General features: G+C 45.6%; 10 protein-coding genes. 4 read left to right on the plus strand and 6 right to left on the minus strand.

Annotated features, from left to right (window positions below; all coding sequences use genetic code 11):
• Nucleotides 1-17 precede the first annotated feature (17 nt).
• The 3 genes from OGI71_RS05865 (at nucleotide 18) to OGI71_RS05875 (ending at nucleotide 4391) form a co-directional block, all read left to right on the plus strand.
• Complete coding sequence (locus tag OGI71_RS05865; RefSeq protein WP_282254445.1) at nucleotides 18-1703, plus strand: endo-1,4-beta-xylanase; 1686 nt, start codon at nucleotides 18-20, stop codon at nucleotides 1701-1703.
• A 30-nt stretch (nucleotides 1704-1733) separates the two neighbouring features.
• Nucleotides 1734-3464, plus strand: a complete 1731-nt coding sequence (locus OGI71_RS05870) for an RICIN domain-containing protein (RefSeq protein WP_282254446.1) — start codon at nucleotides 1734-1736, stop codon at nucleotides 3462-3464.
• A 66-nt stretch (nucleotides 3465-3530) separates the two neighbouring features.
• Nucleotides 3531-4391 carry a sialate O-acetylesterase gene (locus OGI71_RS05875; protein WP_282254447.1) on the plus strand — a complete coding sequence of 287 codons (861 nt, stop codon included), beginning with the start codon at nucleotides 3531-3533 and terminating at the stop codon, nucleotides 4389-4391.
• Between the two features lie 76 nt (nucleotides 4392-4467).
• Here the strand turns inward: OGI71_RS05875 and OGI71_RS05880 are convergent, their stop codons facing one another.
• The 3 genes from OGI71_RS05880 to OGI71_RS05890 form a co-directional block, all read right to left on the minus strand.
• A complete protein-coding gene (locus OGI71_RS05880; RefSeq protein WP_282254448.1) occupies nucleotides 4468-6102 on the minus strand; it encodes an alpha-L-fucosidase in 1635 nt (544 codons plus the stop codon).
• A gap of 153 nt (nucleotides 6103-6255) precedes the next feature.
• Nucleotides 6256-7860 carry a RagB/SusD family nutrient uptake outer membrane protein gene (locus tag OGI71_RS05885; protein ID WP_282254449.1) on the minus strand — a complete coding sequence of 535 codons (1605 nt, stop codon included), beginning with the start codon at nucleotides 7858-7860 and terminating at the stop codon, nucleotides 6256-6258.
• Nucleotides 7861-7876: 16 nt separating this feature from the next.
• The gene (locus OGI71_RS05890) at nucleotides 7877-10984 is read right to left on the minus strand and encodes a TonB-dependent receptor (protein ID WP_282254450.1); all 3108 of its coding nucleotides are present in this window, start codon (nucleotides 10982-10984) and stop codon (nucleotides 7877-7879) included.
• Between the two features lie 567 nt (nucleotides 10985-11551).
• On the opposite strand from OGI71_RS05890, the gene OGI71_RS05895 reads away from it, so the two are divergent.
• Nucleotides 11552-13915, plus strand: coding sequence for a glycoside hydrolase family 127 protein (locus OGI71_RS05895; RefSeq protein ID WP_282254451.1), 2364 nt, complete (start codon nucleotides 11552-11554; stop codon nucleotides 13913-13915).
• A gap of 5 nt (nucleotides 13916-13920) precedes the next feature.
• On the opposite strand, the gene OGI71_RS05900 is transcribed toward OGI71_RS05895, so the two are convergent.
• The 3 genes from OGI71_RS05900 to OGI71_RS05910 form a co-directional block, all read right to left on the minus strand.
• The gene (locus OGI71_RS05900; RefSeq protein ID WP_282254452.1) at nucleotides 13921-16422 is read right to left on the minus strand and encodes a sugar-binding domain-containing protein; all 2502 of its coding nucleotides are present in this window, start codon (nucleotides 16420-16422) and stop codon (nucleotides 13921-13923) included.
• Between the two features lie 33 nt (nucleotides 16423-16455).
• On the minus strand, nucleotides 16456-18357 hold the full coding sequence (locus OGI71_RS05905; protein ID WP_282254453.1) for a family 43 glycosylhydrolase: 1902 nt from the start codon (nucleotides 18355-18357) through the stop codon (nucleotides 16456-16458).
• Nucleotides 18358-18458: 101 nt separating this feature from the next.
• On the minus strand, nucleotides 18459-20174 hold the full coding sequence (locus OGI71_RS05910) for a RagB/SusD family nutrient uptake outer membrane protein (RefSeq protein WP_282254454.1): 1716 nt from the start codon (nucleotides 20172-20174) through the stop codon (nucleotides 18459-18461).
• Nucleotides 20175-20184 lie beyond the last annotated feature (10 nt).

Genomic DNA, 20184 nt, shown 5'->3' on the forward strand with positions numbered 1-20184 from the left:
TTCAATAAAGAACAACGATGAAAAAAATCAATAAAACTATCGTCATCCTACTTTCTCTCGGCACCGTCTGGAGTTCCTGTTCCAAATATCAATCCCTGGAATATGCCGTCGAAAAACCGGAGAAAGTGCTGGCGCAGGAAGATATAGACGCCTACAATCCCCTGAAAAGTTATTTGGACAAACAGGCAAACCCAGGTTTTAAGCTTGGTGTGGCGCTCAATATGAACGACTATTTTAACAAAGGGGTGTTGTACCGTCTGGTCAACCGTAATTTTGAAGAGATGGTCATGGGCTATGAAATGAAGCATAGCTCCATTGTACAGGCCGACGGAAGCCTTAATCTGGCGCGCGTAGAGCAACTTATCACAGCCGCACAGGAAAATAATATGGCACTGTATGGCCACACGCTGTGCTGGCATTCGGGGCAGAATGCCACTTACCTGAATAAGTTAATCGCCCCTGTGGTGATACCCGGTTCGGGGGGGGCAGCCCTCGCCGGTCACGCGTTAAAAATGAGCAACCCTTCAGTTGTCAATGCCTGGGAAGCACAGACAGCCATAGATATTAGCCCGACGGAAGTAGGGAAAGAATATATATTGAAGATTGTGGCCCGGGGCAGTAAAGCGGGCAACATGGGTATCGATCTGCAGAGCACCTCCAATTATACTGGTGACAATATGGGGTCATTAGCATTAACAACAAGCTACAAAGAATACGAACTCAAAGTTACCGTAACTGCTGCGCGGAATCGTTTTATCATCAATTTTGGCCAATATGATGGTACCATTTTCATCGACAAGGTCGTGCTGACAAAAACAGGTAGTTCGGCAAGCCTTATTGCCAACAGTGATTTTGAAAGCAATATTGACGGCTGGTTTGGCTGGGGAAACAATTCCTCAAGAGCACAGTCCGCCAATGGTGAAGGTTATGGCAGCCCTGGGGGCAGTACGATCGAGAAAACACCTGCCGAGAAAGAAGCCATACTCTCGAAAGCGATGGAGACATTTATTGCTGGCATGCTTGAGAAAACCAAAGGCTACATCAAAGCCTGGGATGTGGTCAACGAACCGATGGCCGACTGGCCGGACCAATATGCATTAAAGACCGGCATCGGAAAAACCGACCTGGCCGATGACGAATTCTACTGGCAGGATTACTTAGGTAAAGATTATGCCGTGAAAGCCCTCCAGTTTGCCCGCAAATATGGCAATGCCAATGATCTCCTATTCATCAATGACTACGGCTTAGAAGGCAGTGGCAACAAATGTAAAGGGCTGATTGCCTATGTTAACTACATCGAAAGCAAAGGGGCCAAAGTTGATGGTATCGGCACCCAGATGCACATCGATATCAATACCAGCAAAGACAATATCGTCACTATGTTCAATCTATTGGCCGCCACTGGCAAGCTGATCAAAGTGTCTGAGCTCGATATTGGTCTTGGAAACGGCATAAAGACCAGCAATGCCACAGCTGAAATGTATCAGAAACAAGCTGACTTGTACAAATTTGTCGTTGCGAAATACCTTGAAATTATTCCCAAGGATAAACAGTACGGTATTACTATCTGGAGCCCATTGGACAGTCCAGACCAGGAAAGTTCATTCTGGAGACGCGGGGAGCCCATCGGTTTATGGACCGAAGGATTTGTTCGAAAGCCAGCCTATCAGGCTGTTGCTGAGGCATTGTTGACTAAAAATTAAGATCATTAATCACCCTTTAATATTTAAATTATGAGAACAAACAACATGTGGTTATTGCTGGTCTTTTTATTAGCTATTTTTTCCAGCTGTTCGCGGCTGGAAGAAAAAACGCTAACCAGCGAATCCGAAAGAAGTCTTAAATCCAATGTTTCCGCCCAAGCTGTTACAAGCTGGCCACGGCCAACCCCGACCCTACATGTAGGCGGAAAGTATCTCAAAGATCCCTGCGACAATAACGTTGTCTTGCATGGGGTAGCTATTACGCCAAGCCCTTGGTTCAATGGCTGTCAGTATGGCGCCAACTCGGGCTACTGCACCTGGGACAACTACAATGTGCAGGGAGCACTCAATTACAACAAAGCAGTCATGGACAAGCTGAGCAGTGCGGCTGATGGCTGGTACCTGAATTATATTCGGCTGCACATTGATCCTTATTGGACCAATGATCCGGGAGCTCCCATTCCCGAAGACGATATTTCAAGGTTCAACTACAATCGCCTGGTTACCTACACCGACCAGGTCATTATTCCCTTGATCAATCATGCCCGCAGCCGGGGTATGTATGTTATCTTGCGTCCTCCGGGTGTATGTCCGCACCGTATTGCTGTCAATGATGCCTATCATACTTATCTCAAAACCGTATGGACCTTCCTTTCACAGCACCCCGCATTGAAAAATGCAGACAACGTGATGTTTGAATTGGCTAACGAACCGGTTGAAATCCTCGGAACAAATGGTAGCTGGGGGATGACGGGCAATGAGCATTTTGCTGCGCTAAAAAATTTCTTTCAGCCATTGGTCAATATCATCCGTAACAACGGTGCCAATAATGTCTGCTGGATACCAGGTACCGGTTGGCAGTCCCATTATCAGGGCTATGTCACTAATCAGATTACCGGCGGCAACATCGGCTACGCCGTACATATCTATCCGGGATATTGGGGTGGTGTCAATACCTATCAAGCCTTTCAAAATGCCTGGAATACCAATGTTAAGCCTATTGCTGACATTGCGCCGATAGCCATTACCGAGACCGATTGGGCCCCGCAGGGATACGGTACCTTCGGTACCGGAACCACTGGTACAGCGGGCGGAAACGGTTTTGGTGCCAATCTAAAATATATCGTCGATCAATCCGGCAATGTGAGCTGGAACCTTCTCGCTCCGGACAATCTGCTTCACAAAGGAGATCCCAATGCTGGCACAGCCTATAACAACGATTGGGAGGCTTGCGCTGCTCCTGCTAAACAGTGGTTTCAGCAATATGCCGCCTCCAATTATCCTATGTCTAACTGCACTGTCACTAGTCTGGTCAATAATGGCATTTACGAGATTGAATTTCAGACCGATGCCAACAAAGTCCTTGATTTAAAATCAGGGGAAGATTCCAACGGCGCAGTACTCAGACCCTGGACTAGAAATGGCGCAAATGCACAGCGCTGGGTAGCCATCGATGCGGGCAACGGGTACTGGCGCTTTGTTTCCAAAGCAAGTGTGAGCAATCGATGCATTGATCTGGCGAGTAACAGCAATGCGCTCGGAACTGCTATCCGGCTCTGGCAGAATTATGGCAATGATGCTCAGGCCTGGAAGGTAACGGCTGTAGCCAATGGCTATTACAAAATTACCTCAAAGGTAGATGCCACACGTGGTTGGGATGTGCCCAACTGTACCATGGACGGCAATTCGAACTTACAGCTTTGGGATTATTATGGCACATCCTGTCAGTTGTTTAAGTTCAAATTTATCGCTATGAACTAATTATCATCCCTTACACCTTTTTCGCGGTAAGTATTACTTATCGCGAAATACTTTAATTTTAATAAAATGAAAAGCTTCACGATGCTGCAAACACAATTTAAAGTTCTGCTATTGATCTTCATGGCATGCATTTTTTCGGGTACAGCCACCTTTGCCCAAGACAAGAACTTCCATATTTATCTTTGTTTTGGTCAATCCAATATGGAGGGACATGGCCAATTCGAACCACAGGATACCATTGCCCTCAAGCGATTCCGTGTACTGTCGGCAGTAGATTGCCCCGAGTTAGGGCGGCAGTATGGCAAGTGGTCTCCCGCCCGTGCGCCACTCACGCGTTGCCACACCGGACTTACACCTGCAGATTATTTTGGCAGAACGCTTTTGGAAAACCTTCCTCAGAATATCGAGATCGGTGTCATCAACGTTTCGGTAGGCGGTTGCCATATTCAGTTATTTGATCAGGATAGTACGGCAAACTATGTCACCAGGGCACCGGAGTGGATGAAATCCATGCTTGCTGCTTATGACAACAATCCCTATGAGAGACTGGTCGCGCTAGCCAGGATGGCACAGCAGCAAGGTGTTATCAAAGGTATTTTACTTCACCAGGGCGAGTCCAACACCGGTGATCGGCAATGGCCTAATAAAGTAAAAAAAGTCTATGAAAATCTCTTGCACGATTTGCACCTGAAAGCCAAAGATGTTCCGCTACTTGCCGGCGAACTCCTATCGGCCGAAGCCGGAGGTAAATGTGCGAGCATGAATACAATCATCCAGACACTGCCCGCTACGATCCCGACTGCCCATATCATCTCCTCCACAGGCTGTGAAGGTATTGGCGACGGACTGCATTTCAGCCCTGCGGGGTACCGACAGCTAGGCAAAAATTATGCTGCAAGCATGCTTAGATTGCTACAGAAAAAATAAAGCATGAACGCTGTAGGCTGTCAGGCGCAGTTAAAATTATGTTCAATCAAGCAACAACATAGCAACTTACAGGTCGCTAGGCGATTTCTAAAACAGTAGCTATGTTGTTTTGAATAAAATGATCCGGCAAAGTGACTTCCAGCATGTTATCAAGCTGTCTGAATCCTATTTTATCAGCGCTTCCAAGTAGGCTAATAGAGTTAATTGTCCGGGAATTGGGTGCCGAACGGCCCAATGACCTAATTTTAATTTGCTTTTCGGTCGGCATCCCCATAATAAAGGCATACAAGACATTTCCCTTTGTCGTAAAACGGACATCATCGCTGGTAAAAGCCTTTCCCTTTCCTTCGTTGAAGCCCTGTACACTCAATGAAGGAGCCTCCTCCTGCGCGGGTCCTTCGCCAAAGATAAGCCATGGCCTCGTTCCAATGATGGCTTCTTTATGTACATCCATCCAGTTTCCTATTCCCTGTACCACTTCCTTTGCTTTATCGTCGATAGAACCATCGCCGCGCAAGGGTACGCTTAATAATAAATTACCATTTTTACTGACCACATCAATCAACATATGAATGACGGTTTTGGCGGATTTATATTGATTATTATCATAAATCCGGCGGTCATAATGCCAGGAACCAATGCAAGTACAGGTCTGCCAAGGCTGTGGTTCAATTGTATTGCTTTGACCCCGTTCGATATCCCATACCAGGCATTTTCGTTGTTGTTCGTTCAAAATTTTGCCATTGATCACCACATTGACCTTACCCTTATTGGCATGCATGCTCTTATTATAAAAATCGGCAGCGATCTCCAGTCCAACATTACTTATTGGATAAAGTGGCAGCACAGTATCGTCAAAGTAAACCATGTCAGGTTTGTAGTTGTCCATCAGTTCCAGGGTACGTGCTTTAAAATTTTCACAGTACGCTTTGTTAGGTACGTTCACACCAGAGGCGACATCCCAATGCCACTGCCGATGAACCGTGCTGTCGTCTTTGCTATCCAAACTAGGCTCATGATCCTGCGCGTAGAGTTCCTGTGGATCGTAATCCGCCCACCATTTTCCTGCCCCATCCTTGCGTTTCAGTTTGCCATCATAAGGGATTCCAGCAAACTTCCCTTGTTGGTCACTTCGTTGCGCTGTCTCATACCAGGTCCAGGCATGTGCTGCGTGAACACTCACACCAAATTTAAGGCCTCTTTTTTTAGCGGCACGCTCCCAGCCGCCAACAATATCTTTTTTTGGACCAACATTGACACTGTTCCATGTATGGTGGCTGCTGCGATAAAGGTCCAGATTATCGTGATGGTTGGCCAGGGCCATAAAATACTGGGCGCCCGCGCTTTTATAGAGCTCCATCAGCTCCTCGGGGTTCCAATTTTCAGCTTTCCATTGATGGATCACATCTTTGAAACCAAAAACGGAAGGATGGCCATATTTTTCGAGATGATAGCGGTATTGATCAGATCCTTCCTGATACATGCCGCGTGCGTACCAGTCGCCCCTTTCGGGTTGGCACTGCGGCCCCCAATGTGCCCATATACCAAATTTGGCATCCCTGAACCAATCAGGTACCTGATAGTTTTCAAGTGAGCGCCAGTCGGGATGAAAAGGAGCTTTCCCCAGATAAGCATGTGCAGCGCTAAATTTACCAAGGAAAAAGGTCGGAATAGTTGCACCGAGAAACTTAATAGCTGTTCTTCTGTCCATTTTACGATGATTTTTTGATCAAAATGCCTCACACCAGACGTGTCCGACAAAGAGATTCGGTTTATAATTTGTTATCTTTTTGAATACCAAAAGTAATTGTATTGAACCAGGAAAGAAAGTACATACGAATAAATAAAACATATATTCTCCAGATCAATTGTTCATGTCATTACCTTTCAAATTTTTATTATTGTCCAATTCGGACTGCGGAAAAGGATAGTACATCGCTTTGGCAGACCAGCCTCCTTTTTTTAAGGGTTCCAGCCAGGTTGGATTGGCCATCCCCCATCGCAACAGGTCAAAATACCGTTGATATTCACCCAAAAATTCAACAAATCGCTCATGCACGATAATATTTTTGATCGTATTTAAAGGAATACCATTTTTTACTAAACCCTGCGCGATCAATCCGTCTACGTCGGGGATCGTCCCATTGGATTTTTGGTACCACAGGTGTGGCTGCTCATCGGGAACGATATTATTGGCGCGTTTACGTACCAGGTTGATGTATTGCTTTGCTCCTGCTATGTCGCCACGTTCGTTGAGACACTCTGCATACAGCAGCAACACATCACTATAGCGAAAAATACGATCATTGTTGCCATTATCAAAGTCCGCTATCTGAACATCCGGACAATATTTCCGGGTACCAAAGTAATCTTTATTGGTCGCCAGGTTTTTCATCCAGTCTGTATAGTTGGTGACCTTACCATCCAGTTGTGTAAACTTTGCGCCATTCTCGCACCATAACGTCATATATTTACGGGGGTCTCCATCTTCAAATTCATCATGAGCCATTTTATTGGGAGCCAGATTCCACCAGGCACCACCTGTTCCGTCAAACATTCCGATTTCCTGCCAGCGCCATGAACTCGATATATCGTCCCCTAGCCAACCTGGCCCATTATAAAGTTGTATCTCAAAAACAGACTCCTGATTATTCTCTTTCGTTTCCAAAAAATTATCTCTGTAAGAAGACATCAATTGATACTCTTTGCTCTCAACAACGCTTTTCAATTGGATCTCGGCATTTGCAAAATCCGCGGTTTGTCCTTTTGCTAGGATGGGTTTATAAAGGTAAGTTTTCGCCAGATAAGCCTGAGCAGCACCTTTGGTTGCCCTACCGATCATTTTACTGTCGGCATAAAGTGCTGTGCGCGTTGGCAACAATTCTGATGCTTTCTTAAAATCATCCACGATCAGCGCATATACTGCACCCGTCGGTGCGTTACCTGGATAATAATCATCATTTGTTTCAACAGGTTTATTCATTAGCGGAATGGTTTCTCCAAACAGCATTCCCAGGTGCAAATAGTTCAGCGCTCTCAGAAAATGCGCTTCCCCCAACAGTCTATTCTTTCTATTCTGGTCTATTTCGCCCTCAAACTTCTGAATACGGTCGATGGCTAAATTAGCCGCAAACACCCCGTTCCAAAAATCTCTCCAGGTCTGGGCTGTCATCCCATCGCTTGCAGGGGTATTGTAGCTATCCTGATACATGGGTTCCCATTTGAAGGTATGATTGTAATCATCACCAGGAGCTAAAAGCTCAAAATACAAACTACGTGCATATCCCCCCTGCGTACGGCCGATCAGGGCCTGATAGGCAGGTATGACCGAGTTTTCCAATTGATCTGCTGTCTTATAATAGGTGTCTGTCGACAATTCCTGCGGGTTGGAGAGATCCAGATTCGGTTTGCAGCTCGAAAACTGTATCAACAAAGCAGCAGCTGCGAGTTTTATATAGTGTCTATTCATGATGTAGATAAAGTGGTTAGAATGTAAATTGAATACCCATAAAATACTCTCTTGAATTCGGGAAGCTCAGTCCCCATGGTGTCTGCCCATCGATTCCGCGGCTCAGATTGGAGCGGGTATCTCCCGACCCCACTTCTGGATCATAACCCGAGTACTTGGTAAAGGTCAGCAGATTTTTTGCACCGACATAAAACCGCAATCGGTCGATCTTCCAGCGTTCAAGCCTCGGGCTAGAAAAGCTGTAGCCAATGTTGACGACTTTGAGTCGCAGATAAGAACCATCCTCCACAAACCTATTGGACGCCCTTAAATTCTGATTGGGATCGCCGAGTACAGCACGTGGAATATTGGTATCTGTATTTTTTGGATAGACGGTCGTTTCACCGGATACCGGATTTTTGAAGACAAGTTCTTCTGCGCGGTAGCGATCCAGCGTTGAGGCAAAATTATTGTAGTAATGGTACATTCCCTCGCCCCAATAGCGGCTATTGTTGTAGATGTCGTTTCCTTTGCTTCCCTGCCACATCATCGACAGATCAAAGATCCCAATAGCACTGTTGTAGTTGACATCAGCATTGAAACCGTAGCTAAAATCAGGTATTGGGCTTCCCAAAAAGTCCTTATCCTGATCATTTAAGACCTTGTCTCCATTTCGGTCGTTGAATCGCACATCGCCCAGTGCTGCATGGGGTGCAAAAGCTTTATCGGCATCCAATTGCGTCTGACTGGTGTATAGACCGTTGGTTGTATAGCCCCAAAATTCCCCTATCGAACGGCCAACGGCTGTCCTTGTGACATTTTCTCCCCCAGGCGAAATACTTCCCCATAGAATTTCATTATTGTTACCCAGGCTCAGGACGCGGTTTTTCACAAAAGAAATATTGGCACCGATATGATAGCTAAAATTGCCTAGTCTATCTTTATACGATGCCAAGATATCCCAGCCCCGATTGCGTATGCTTCCGGCATTCAGCACGGGAAAGTTGTTGACATACCCGGCGGTGAACGAAATGGGTACATTGATCAGCATGTCCTCAGTCTTTTTATTATAGTAATCGACAGTCAGAGCCAATTTATGATCAAAGAGTTCCAGATCGATACCAAGATCAGTTGAGTATTGACTTTCCCATTTTACATTCGGATTGGAGGGTGTCTGCGGCAGGGCACCTGTGACCATCACATTGTTTAGATAATACCAGACATGGTCGAAACTAACCGTCCGTTGATATTGATATTGTGCGATATCCGAATTACCTAGAAGTCCATAACTACCACGGAGCTTCAATTCGCTGATTGCAGGAAATGCTTTCATAAATGATTCCTGACTGATCCGCCATCCTGCCGATACCGAAGGAAAATTTCCATAGCGGTATTGATTACTGAAGTTGGCCGATCCATCTCGCCGCATGTTAAATGTCAAGAGATAACGATTGTCATAATTATAGTTGACACGGCCCAGCATGGAATACATAGCCGACTGTCCCACGCCTGATCCCACAAGACGGGAACTCGCTAAGGAAGCCGAATTGAGTATCAAAACATCTGGACTTGGCAAACCACGGGCACCGGCATTGACAGCATTGTACCTGGATTCTTCGGAAGTGATCCCTGCCAAAGCCGAAATCGCATGTTTACCAAAATTATTTTCATAAGTCAGCGTATTTTCAAATAGCCAGCGGTTATTCTGACTGCTAGAAATATTGAGTTCATCAGGACTATGGTTCTGATATTGACCAACAGAGTAGTTACCTATATAGCCTTCATTCCGTACGCGGCTAAGATCTACCCCCATATTAAATTTATAAACCAGCCCTTTTATGATCTCATAGGTAGCCCAGGCATTGCCGTTTACCGAAAAATTGTCATTGACATTTTTGTTGAGGTACGCATTTGCCAAAGCACTCTGCACATCAGTTCCGTTGCCGGCACCAGCAAAGCCAGTGCTGCTGTTGGCATCATATAACGGTAATGTGGAGGACCACTTTTGCGCATCGATGATATTTTTGTCGCTCCAGTTGCGGCGGGTATAGCCTAAGGAAAGTGTTTCGCCTATCTTAAGTTTTCCTTTGGTAAAATCAGAGATAAATTGGGCTCCATAATGCTTGTTCTTATCCTGAATAATAATGGATTTATCTGTTGCATAAATACCGCTCAGCCGAAAATTGGCATTTTGAGAACCACCGGAGACCGAGAGATTATGCCTTTGATAATTGCCCGTTTGTAACAGTTCATCCATCATATTATACCCTTGCCCAATGGCTGACGGTTTAGACAGCGCGGCCAGATAGTCTTTGCGCGAAGGATCTTTATTGTACATTTCCTCATTAATCAATTCGGCCAGTTGCTGTCCGTTCAGCAGGGGTACATTATGGGAAATATTTTTGATGCCGGCGAAAGCATTGTAATCGAGCTTCACATCCCCGGCTTTACCGCGTTTTGTGGTGACCAAAATAACACCATTGGCACCCCGGGCACCATAAATAGCACTTGATGCAGCATCTTTCAACACCTGAATGCTAGCGATATTATTTTCGTCGGGCATTGCCCCACCGATCATACCATCCACCACATAGAGCGGATCAGTTCCATTAATGGATCCAACGCCACGGATGCGGATAGCACCATTGGTTACCTGCACCCCGGGCACAGCACTCTGAAGGGTGGCAATTGTTCCTCCGGGTACTTTTACAAGATCTTTGGTATCAACAACAGCAATAGAAGACGTCAGATCGACCTTCTTCTGCTTACCGTATCCCACCACCACAACCTCATCTACCGCGATTTCTGAGGCCACAAGCGGGATATTGATTTCCGAAGAATTACCGATTACATATTCAACATGATTATACCCTACATTGGATACAATAATGATTTCGCCTGGATTGAGCTTGAGTACAAATTCGCCTTTCTCATTTGTTGATGTACTGAGAGTTTTGTCCTTCACTTTGATCGATGCCCCGATTATGGGTTTCCCTTGATCACTTACGATCTTTCCATGGATCACCTTTTCTTGAGCGGACAGTTGTCCAATGGACATTAACATGGAAGCCATTAACAACCACTTCACTTTCCTATTCCTTTCTTTAGGAAAACAAAAGAAAGAAGACACATAATTTCTGTTCATAATCTTATTTAAGATAAATGTCTTTTTGCCCCTAGAGGCGAGTACTTGGTTATTTATTTACACGAATTGGTTATTACTAGCATGCTGACTGTAGGCGCTAAAATATACAAGATGCATCGCTAAAAATTCATTATTCCCTTTATCCGATCATTCATAAGAATGAGCTAGCTATTCGCCAATTGGTTATTAAGCAAAGCTATAGGTTTCAAAAAAAATGACCTTGCAACAAATAATTAAAAGAAGGGTAAAAATGTCTAAAACCAGTAAATAACAGATTAATCCCGGGTTTCTTCAATGCAAGTTAGTCCCTCCGCCTAATTTGATCCACAGGAGACATAATCAATAACGCATCAATAGATGCAGGGTCATATTCACCAATAATTTTTGCCACAAATTAAAAGGCTGTATTTGACCTGAAAAATAGGAAAATAATAAATGTAAAAAAAACACTTAAAAATAATTTCGTAATTTATATCTTTGGAATACCAGTACATTAGCACATCATAACCAATAACCAAATCGCTGAATAACATTATTAGGCAGCTGATTAGATACCCTGATTTTAAAATGAAATTAAACAGCCGTTTTTCCCACACGATCCTTGCATTGTTCTTTTGTTCCTCTTTATTTGCACAGACATCCAAAGAGCTCAATTATTTCGATCTACAGGATGTCCGATTGTTACCAAGTCCCTTTTATCATGCCCAACAGCTTGATTTGCAGTATTTATTGGATATGGATCCCGATCGTCTCCTCGCTCCATTCTTAAGGGAAGCGGGATTAGCAGTCGTTAAAGAGTCATATACCAACTGGGAAAATACGGGTTTGGACGGTCATATTGGTGGTCATTATCTTTCCGCGCTTGCCAATATGTATTCCTCCACTGGAGATTTACGTATCAAAGAACGGCTTGATTATATGATTGTAAACCTGCAGCGCTGTCAGCAGGCAAATGGAAATGGCTATATCGGCGGTGTCCCCGGTGGTAAACGCATTTGGGAAGAAATTCATGCCGGAAATATCCAATCGAGTACGTTTAGCCTGAACGGAAAGTGGGTCCCGCTTTACAATATTCATAAAACCTATGCCGGATTACGGGACGTCTACTTGCTAACTGCTGATAAAAGCGCTAAAAATATGCTTATTGAGATGACTGATTGGGCTTGCAAATTGGTTTCTCAATTGTCTGATGCACAGGTGCAGGACATGTTGCGCAGTGAACACGGTGGACTCAATGAAAGTTTTGCCGATGTTGCCGCAATTACCCAAAACCCCAAATACCTGGAGCTTGCGCGTAAATTCTCCCATCAGTCTATCCTAGTTCCCTTAACAAAACATCAAGATAAATTAACGGGGCTACACGCCAATACGCAGATCCCAAAAGTCCTGGGTTTCGCCCGGATTGGGGAACTCTCCAAGGATGTGGAATGGACTGGCGCCGTACGCTACTTCTGGGATAATGTGGTATTACATAGATCCATTGCCATCGGCGGAAATAGCGTCAGTGAACATTTTAATCCAACAAACGATTTCTCAAAGATGGTTCAGAGCATCGAAGGGCCCGAAACCTGTAATACCTACAATATGCTGCGGCTCACAAAAATGCTGTACCGTACAGAACCACAGGCCAAGTACATTGATTTTTACGAAAGGGCATTATACAATCATATTTTGTCGAGCCAGCATCCCGAACATGGGGGGCTTGTATACTTTACGCAGATCCGTCCTGGACATTATCGCGTCTATTCGCAACCGCAGACGAGTATGTGGTGCTGTGTTGGGTCGGGCATGGAAAACCATGCCAAGTATGGCGAAATGATTTATGCGCATAAACAGGATGACTTGTACGTCAATCTCTTTGTTCCCTCCCAATTGCATTGGAAAGAAAAGGACATCGAGATTATTCAGGACAACAACTTTCCAAAGGAAGCGTATACCTCGCTGATCATTAATTCCAAAAGAAAACATGAATTTACACTTTATCTGCGCAGACCTAAATGGTTGAAAGATAATCCCAAAATTTCAATAAATGGAAAGCCTTATCCCGTTACGGAGTCCACGGAAACACATGTCATCATAAAACGAGTCTGGAAGCCCGGCGATCGCCTGCGTATGGAATTACCGATGGAAATCCAGACTGAACAGTTGCCTGACCAAAGCAACTATTACAGCATATCCTATGGGCCTGTTGTGCTCGCTGCACGTTCGGGAACAAGTGATCTCAAAGGACTAAAGGCCGACGATAGCCGGATGGGTCATATCGCATCCGGAAAACAGATCCCTTTGCGCGATATCCCTATCCTTGTCACTGATTCTAAAGCGATCCCGACACTTATTCACCCTATCTCCGACAGACCATTGCATTTTACACTCACAGGACTTCGTCAGGGCAAAGACACGGTAAACATGGAACTTGAACCTTTCTATGGTCTTCATGATAGTAGGTATATCCTGTATTGGCCACAAACAACTGCCAGCCAACTTCAACAGCTGCAGGATAAAATTGAAAGGGATGAACGCGAAAGCCTTGCCCTCACTGCAATCACGGTGGACAAGGTGATTGCGGGTGAACAACAGCCGGAATCGGATCATTTCTTTCGGGAAGAAAGTAGCAAGGCCGGGAGCACTGACGATACGCGTTGGCGTGAAACCAGCGGCTGGTTCAGTTACCAGCTAAAAAATACAGATGCTAGTGCACTATACCTGAAGTATATGACAGATACTGCGCTGCGGACCAGCGAAATCTGGATCAATGGAATCCTTGTTGAAACCCTAAAGAGCACTGATAGCAGTGCTGTTGTTAAAACCTCGCGCATAAAGCTTCCCAAAGGAAGTACTGCTATGTCGACAATAGAGGTAAAAATCAAGGGGACATCAACGTCCCCCAGTCATAAAATTTTAGAAATACGGACACTCCGCTCGGATGAATAGGCCCATCAGTTAACGCTATAGGATACCGTGGCGGCTTTCAGCCAGGGTGAGGTCAGCCGAATGGTAATCTGGTCCCCCGATTTGCCCGTTGATTGTACATAAACGATCATTTTGCCTTGATGGACCCGCTGTTTATTATCCGTATAATCACCCATATCGGCATTATTTCCGGCCTCCATACCCAATAAACGTGCATTTCCAGTAATATCGCAGGTAATTTCATCTTCCGAAAGAACCACGGGAATGCCCTTTTCATCGACAAGCTGCACCATTAGCTGCAGCAGACCGTCCGCTTTAATCGACGGATCCCCAACAAGTACCGCCTGAATGGATGCCGGCCGCTGGCTGGATTGAATCGCATGGCGGACAACTTCTTTTCCATTGCTGTCCAGCCCGATCACTTCCAGCCTACCAGTGGCATAAGGGATATCCCAAAAGATAATTCCTGTTTTTGCATCGTATTTTTTCTCTTCACCCACGGTCTGCCCATTCAGTGTTAGCCGGGCTGCAGCACTATTGGTATAGCAGACCACCCGGATCAGCTGATCGTCCTGATAATTCCAGATTGGCCAGGCATCCATCGAGGGTTTTTCGTTTTTTCGTTGTTGCTGCTCAGTTTCCGAAGCTGACCACACATCCGTCCTCGTGGTCGCTCCTGCCAATGGATAGGTTCCCAGATAAGCCATGGGTTTTTCTGCCCACAGAGATTGGCGAAAATATCCCCTGGGTTTGATAAAGCCAGCAAAATCAAGTAAGCCCGAATAAAAACCACGCGAAGGCCAACGGCCCGATTCGCCCAGATAGTCGATCCCCGTCCACAGGAACTGTCCAAATATATGCGCATTGTCGCGTACAGCCAGCCACGCTGGAAGATCATGCCGATTTTCACTACCAAATATGACACGCGTCGGGTAACGCTGGTGGTCTTCCTGATATCGGCTCTCCGTATAATTGTACCCCGCAATATCAAGCGCTCCGGGGTAGGCCGTTTCATTGGACATGGCTACACCTGCTAGCCCTGCCGTTACCGCCCTGCTGCGATCGTATTTTTTTACCACAGTCACGAGGCGTTTGGCAATATCGCCCAAACGCATGGCGTCCGGTGCATCTTTTTTATAACCCCCATAAGAGGCCTGGGTAAAACCACCTTCTTTTTTCTCGCCATTTAAAATCGGATGGGAATAGGGATCATTGGGATAATCTACTTCATTGCCTATGCTCCAGGCAAATATCGACAGGTGATTCCGGTCCCTTTGGACCATATCGGCCAAATCCCGCTCCCCCCACTCTTCAAAAAAATCGTACGCTCCTTCAAAACCAGGTACGCCGACGTTCCAGCCCTGTAGCCACTTTCGTTTCGGAAATTCCCATTCATCAAATGCTTCATCCATGACCAACAGACCAAGCTCATCACATAAATTATAAAGTGAGGTCGCCTGTGGGTTGTGGCTCGTACGCACGGCGTTAACACCCAGTGACTTTAGCGTGAGTAAGCGACGCTTCCACACTTCGGTATAGACCTCGGCACCGAGGACACCGGCATCGTGATGCAAGCAGACACCTTTCACTTTCATCCATTGGTTGTTTAAGGCAAAGCCTTTATCCGGATCAAAGGTAAAGGTCCTAAAACCGGTCTTTACTTCAGACTGATCTATCTGTTTACCTTTTTGCCAAAGCGTCGTCCGCAATGTATATTGTATAGGCTGCGTTAAGCTCCACAGCTTTGGATTTGATGCTGTCAATTTCAGGTCTAAGCGTGCTTTATCTGCAGCAGCGATAGTAAGCTGCCCGGATTTTTTCTCAATGAGCCTGCCTTCGGCATCGATGAGCTCCTGCTGCACGGTAACTGGGCTACGCAATGACGAACTGTTGACCACCGTAATTTCAGTATGGAGTACTCCTTTCCCACCCTTAAGTTCCGGATAGGCATATACCCCCCATTGATCCAGATGCACCTGATCGGCCTTGACGACCCAAACATCCCGATAGATGCCAGATCCAGTGTACCAGCGCGAATCCGCACTTTTGTTATGGTCGACCTTGACCGCAATGGTATTTTCCTTTCCGAATTCAATATACGGGCTGATGTCATAAGAAAATGATACGTAGCCATTGGGGCGCTTACCGACAGATTTTCCGTTGACAAAAACTTCACTGCGGTTGTAAACACCTTCAAAATAAAGAAAGATCTTCTTTCCTTGGTCTTCAGCAGGTATGGACAGTTGTTTTCGGTACCAGCCTATACCGCCGGGTAAATATCCGGTGGCGCTGGCCAGGCTTGGACTCAAGGGCTGCTTCACGCCCCAGTCATGGGGTAGCCTAACCGATTTCCAGGACTGCTCGTTTATTGCTGTTGCGCTTTGTGCTGCTCCTGCGGTTTCTAACTGGAACTGCCAGTCTGCGTTGATCCGCTGAGCGACACCAAAACCCGGCTGGGCGTAAACGGAGCTCAGCCCGATTAAAACTGATGCAGCAAGGATCGCTATATTTTTTATTATTATGCTCATGTTATGTAGTCGTTTAGGTTGATCTGATTGATATTAATGGGTTGGAATGACAGGTACGATCTGGCCATTTGCATCGAAATAAAGCCGATCCATGCATACTTCCCGATGGAAACCTGCTGCATCCCCCATCCTGATCCCATTTGGATAATTAAACCGATGATAGACAATATACCATTCGTCAGTTCCGGGCACCTGCAAGACCGAGTTATGACCAGTACCATAGATTCCTTTCGCCGGATCTTTTTGCAAGATCAGATTGTTCTCGGGCACCCGGATCGGACCATAGGGAGAGGTTGATGTCCCATAGCGAACCCGGTAATTCTCGCTGCGGGTATCATCTTCTGACCAGAGAAAATAGTATATTCCATTGCGAAAGATCACATATACCCCTTCACGAAATGTTTTGTCAGGCGTCAATACCTTCATTGTATTCTTTTTGATGGAGACCATATCCTTATTTAGTTCGGCAACGGCAAGGTAACCGTTCCCCCAATACAAATAACTTTTACCTGACTTGGGGTCATTGAACACCGCCGGATCGATCTCCTGCCCGCCAGTTACGCCGGGAGGTTTGAAATCGATCAACGGTGTGCCCGAGTCCTTGAATGGTCCCGTTGGCTGGTCCGCTACGGCGACACCGATTTTCTGCGCCGCCGTAAAATAGTAGTAATATTTATAGTCGCCTTTGACTTTTTTCTCGGTGATCGTTGGTGCCCATGCATGTCGTGGTCCCCAGGCAACCTCTTTTTTAAGATCTAGGATGACACCCTCATCCTTCCAATGGATAAGATCGGCCGAAGAAAAGGTCTTAAAATAGTGGCCGCCCCAGCCATCAAATCCATCACTTGTTGGATAGATATAATATCTTTTGGTTTTGTTGGCGTAAAGAATATCGGGATCTGCATAAAAGCCGTCCAGAATTGGGTTCTTTTTCAGCGCAAGCGGTATATCCTTGGGTTTGCCCCAATGAGACGTCAACTGGGTCAGCTCATCTCTGGAAAGGGGTATGATGGTTCCATGACGGGGATGAAAATCCATATCAATCTCTTGGTCGATCACTTTAAAACGATCGAGATCATCGGAAACACAGAATTGGTATTTTCCTTTACCATACACATCATACATCAGGATATATTGGTCCGACTGATTTCGCTTGAAAACACTTGATCCTTCCACGGCATCCTTTGTTTGCTGCTTATACCCAGGCTGTTCGATCCATTTTCCCGACGTCAGGGAATCGGTCATGGCAAGTTTGATTCCATTGCCGTGACCTTCCGTTTTGTAGAAGAGGTAAAACAGGCCATTCTTTTCGATAATATCGCCATCAATACAGGATTTACCGTTTTTAGGTACGAAGAGCACTTTTGGTTCCGTTTCAAAATCGGTAAAATCTTTATTCGCATAGGCATAATAGATGATGTCGGGACCGTTTCCATGCTGCATGGACCAATAGACCATATATTTTCCTGCCGCCGAATCAAAAATGGTCTGTGGCGCCCATACACGCTTCAGATCGTCCTGCCCAGTGAATCGCTGCTGGAAATCGATGGCCTGATGCGACCAGTGCAGCAGATCCTGCGATTTTAGCAGGACCATACCGCGATTGGAATCCCAGCCCTTGGAGGAGGTCATATCGGTCAGTACCATATAGAATGTCTTTCCATCCTCAGCACGGAGAATATGCGGATCCCTGACACCTCCGGTTTTACTGATGGTCTTCGAATCCAGTACAGGACGATTACCGTTCAACGCACGGTAGGTATAACCATCGGTGCTAATGGCAAAACAGACAGCTTCATCTGCCACAGCATTGCCCTTAAAATAAGCAAATAAATAACCGGCAAAATCCTTTTCGGTCGGCCCCTGCCTATATTCCTGCGCGTATGCCGATGCCACAATATTCATCAATAAAAATGCTATAACCGTAAATCGCATGTATAAAATAATTTAGTAAAGGTTGCTTGATCTGACAAAGATGCGCTGGTTCCGAAAAGGGTCCCAGCGCATCGAGTAAGTCTTTTTTTGATTAACTAACATTAATAACCGGGATTTTGTTCCAGTTGTCCGTTCGAGGACAAAATCTCTGCGCGCGGTATCGGGAGCCAATAATGTTTCTCTTCAAACCGGCGGCCCGATAATGCTTCTTTTCGCGTATAGGTAAGCCCATTATTTCCTTTTGTCACCGTTATTCCGGAGGCTGGCATATTCTCTGTTATGTTGGCGATTTTCCATCTTCTTACGTCATAAAAACGGTGTTCTTCGAAGGCCAGCTCTATCCGGCGTTCGTAGCGCAACAGTTTTCTAAATTCATCTTTCGATTGCCCAACAGGGATTTCAGGCATCTCTACAGAAGGTCTTGTCCGAACTAAATTTAATGCCTGTCTAGCTGTAAGACTACTACCTGCGGGTAGCATATCCGGACCATAGGCTTCATTAGCCGCCTCCGCAAAATTTAACAGGATCTCCGCATAACGAAAATAATTCCACGGTTGAAATCCCGCATTTCCCCAAGGATTTTCCAACGGATAGGCATCATTCATAAACTTGCGCAGATAATAACCGGTTTTCGATGTGTTCCAGTTATCCCTGCCCTCCCTGCTATCCTGTCCACCCGGTATAAATGTTTCAACCGCGCGTCCTCTGTACATCGAACCATTATGTAGGATTGTTGCATCAAAGCGTGGATCACGATTGACATAGGGATTATTGGGATCGTATCCTGAAGCAGTGTTTACAGTTCCATCCTCATTCAAGGGAGCTAGACCATTTTTCATCTGATAAGCGTCCACCAGATTCTGGTAAGGCGTATTTCCACCCCAACCCCCATAGCCGTTCGGTCCGTTTGCAATCTCTAAATGCACATGATTAGCATTTTTGGTATAATAACGGGCAAAGATAGTTTCCGGATTCCGGTCAGTCAAAAATAGGGACTGGTATCCGCCCGTATACAGGCTGTATTTATTTAGCGAAATCACCTCTTGTGCTGCCTGAGCCGCGGCAGCCCAGGTACCCACGTTATAGAGAGGGCTCGCTGCATACAGCAGTAGTCTTGATTTTAATGCCATTGCGGCAGCCTTGGTAGCCCGGCCGGTAACCCAGCTGTTGTCATTGTTATCCAGCGGCAGTTTTTCAATTGCTTCGTCCAATTCTCTTATCACATAATCCATTCCTTCCTGAATAGACTTCCGCTCAAAAAGGCTTGCAGTACTTAAGTCATCTTTCAAACCATACACGGTATCGCCCATCAAGACAACCCGGCCAAAGTTCCGAATGAGATCGTGATACCGAAATGCCCTGATAAACTGTAGCTCACCTTCAAGATGCCGTTTATGTGAAGAACTCATCTGAATAGCAGTCAGTACTTTTTTTGCATAATTACATTCACGGATACTGCGGTAGCTACGGGCCCAAAGTGATCCGGCGGCGCCTAAATTTTCAGGCGATAACTGCCCCCGGATAATGAGCCAAGTATTATCATCATTGGTATACATGGATTCATCAGACAGTGAAGACCAAAGGGCGTATTCAAATCCACGTCCAAACCCCGGATTAGTCCCGTCGGCCTCACTTGATATAATTTTTTCACCGATGTATCTGTTGATAATAAAAGCTTCCAATACAGCTGTATCTGTCTCAATTGCTTCTGTCGATATTCTGTCTGTCGCCGTAACATCCAATAGATTTTTGTTGCAGGCGGAGAAGACTGTCAGTCCCAAGCCCAAAGGCACAATATACTTAGTTATAAATTTCATTGCTTAAGTT

Origin of the sequence: Sphingobacterium sp. ML3W, from assembly GCF_029542085.1 — a bacterium.
Lineage (GTDB): Bacteria > Bacteroidota > Bacteroidia > Sphingobacteriales > Sphingobacteriaceae > Sphingobacterium.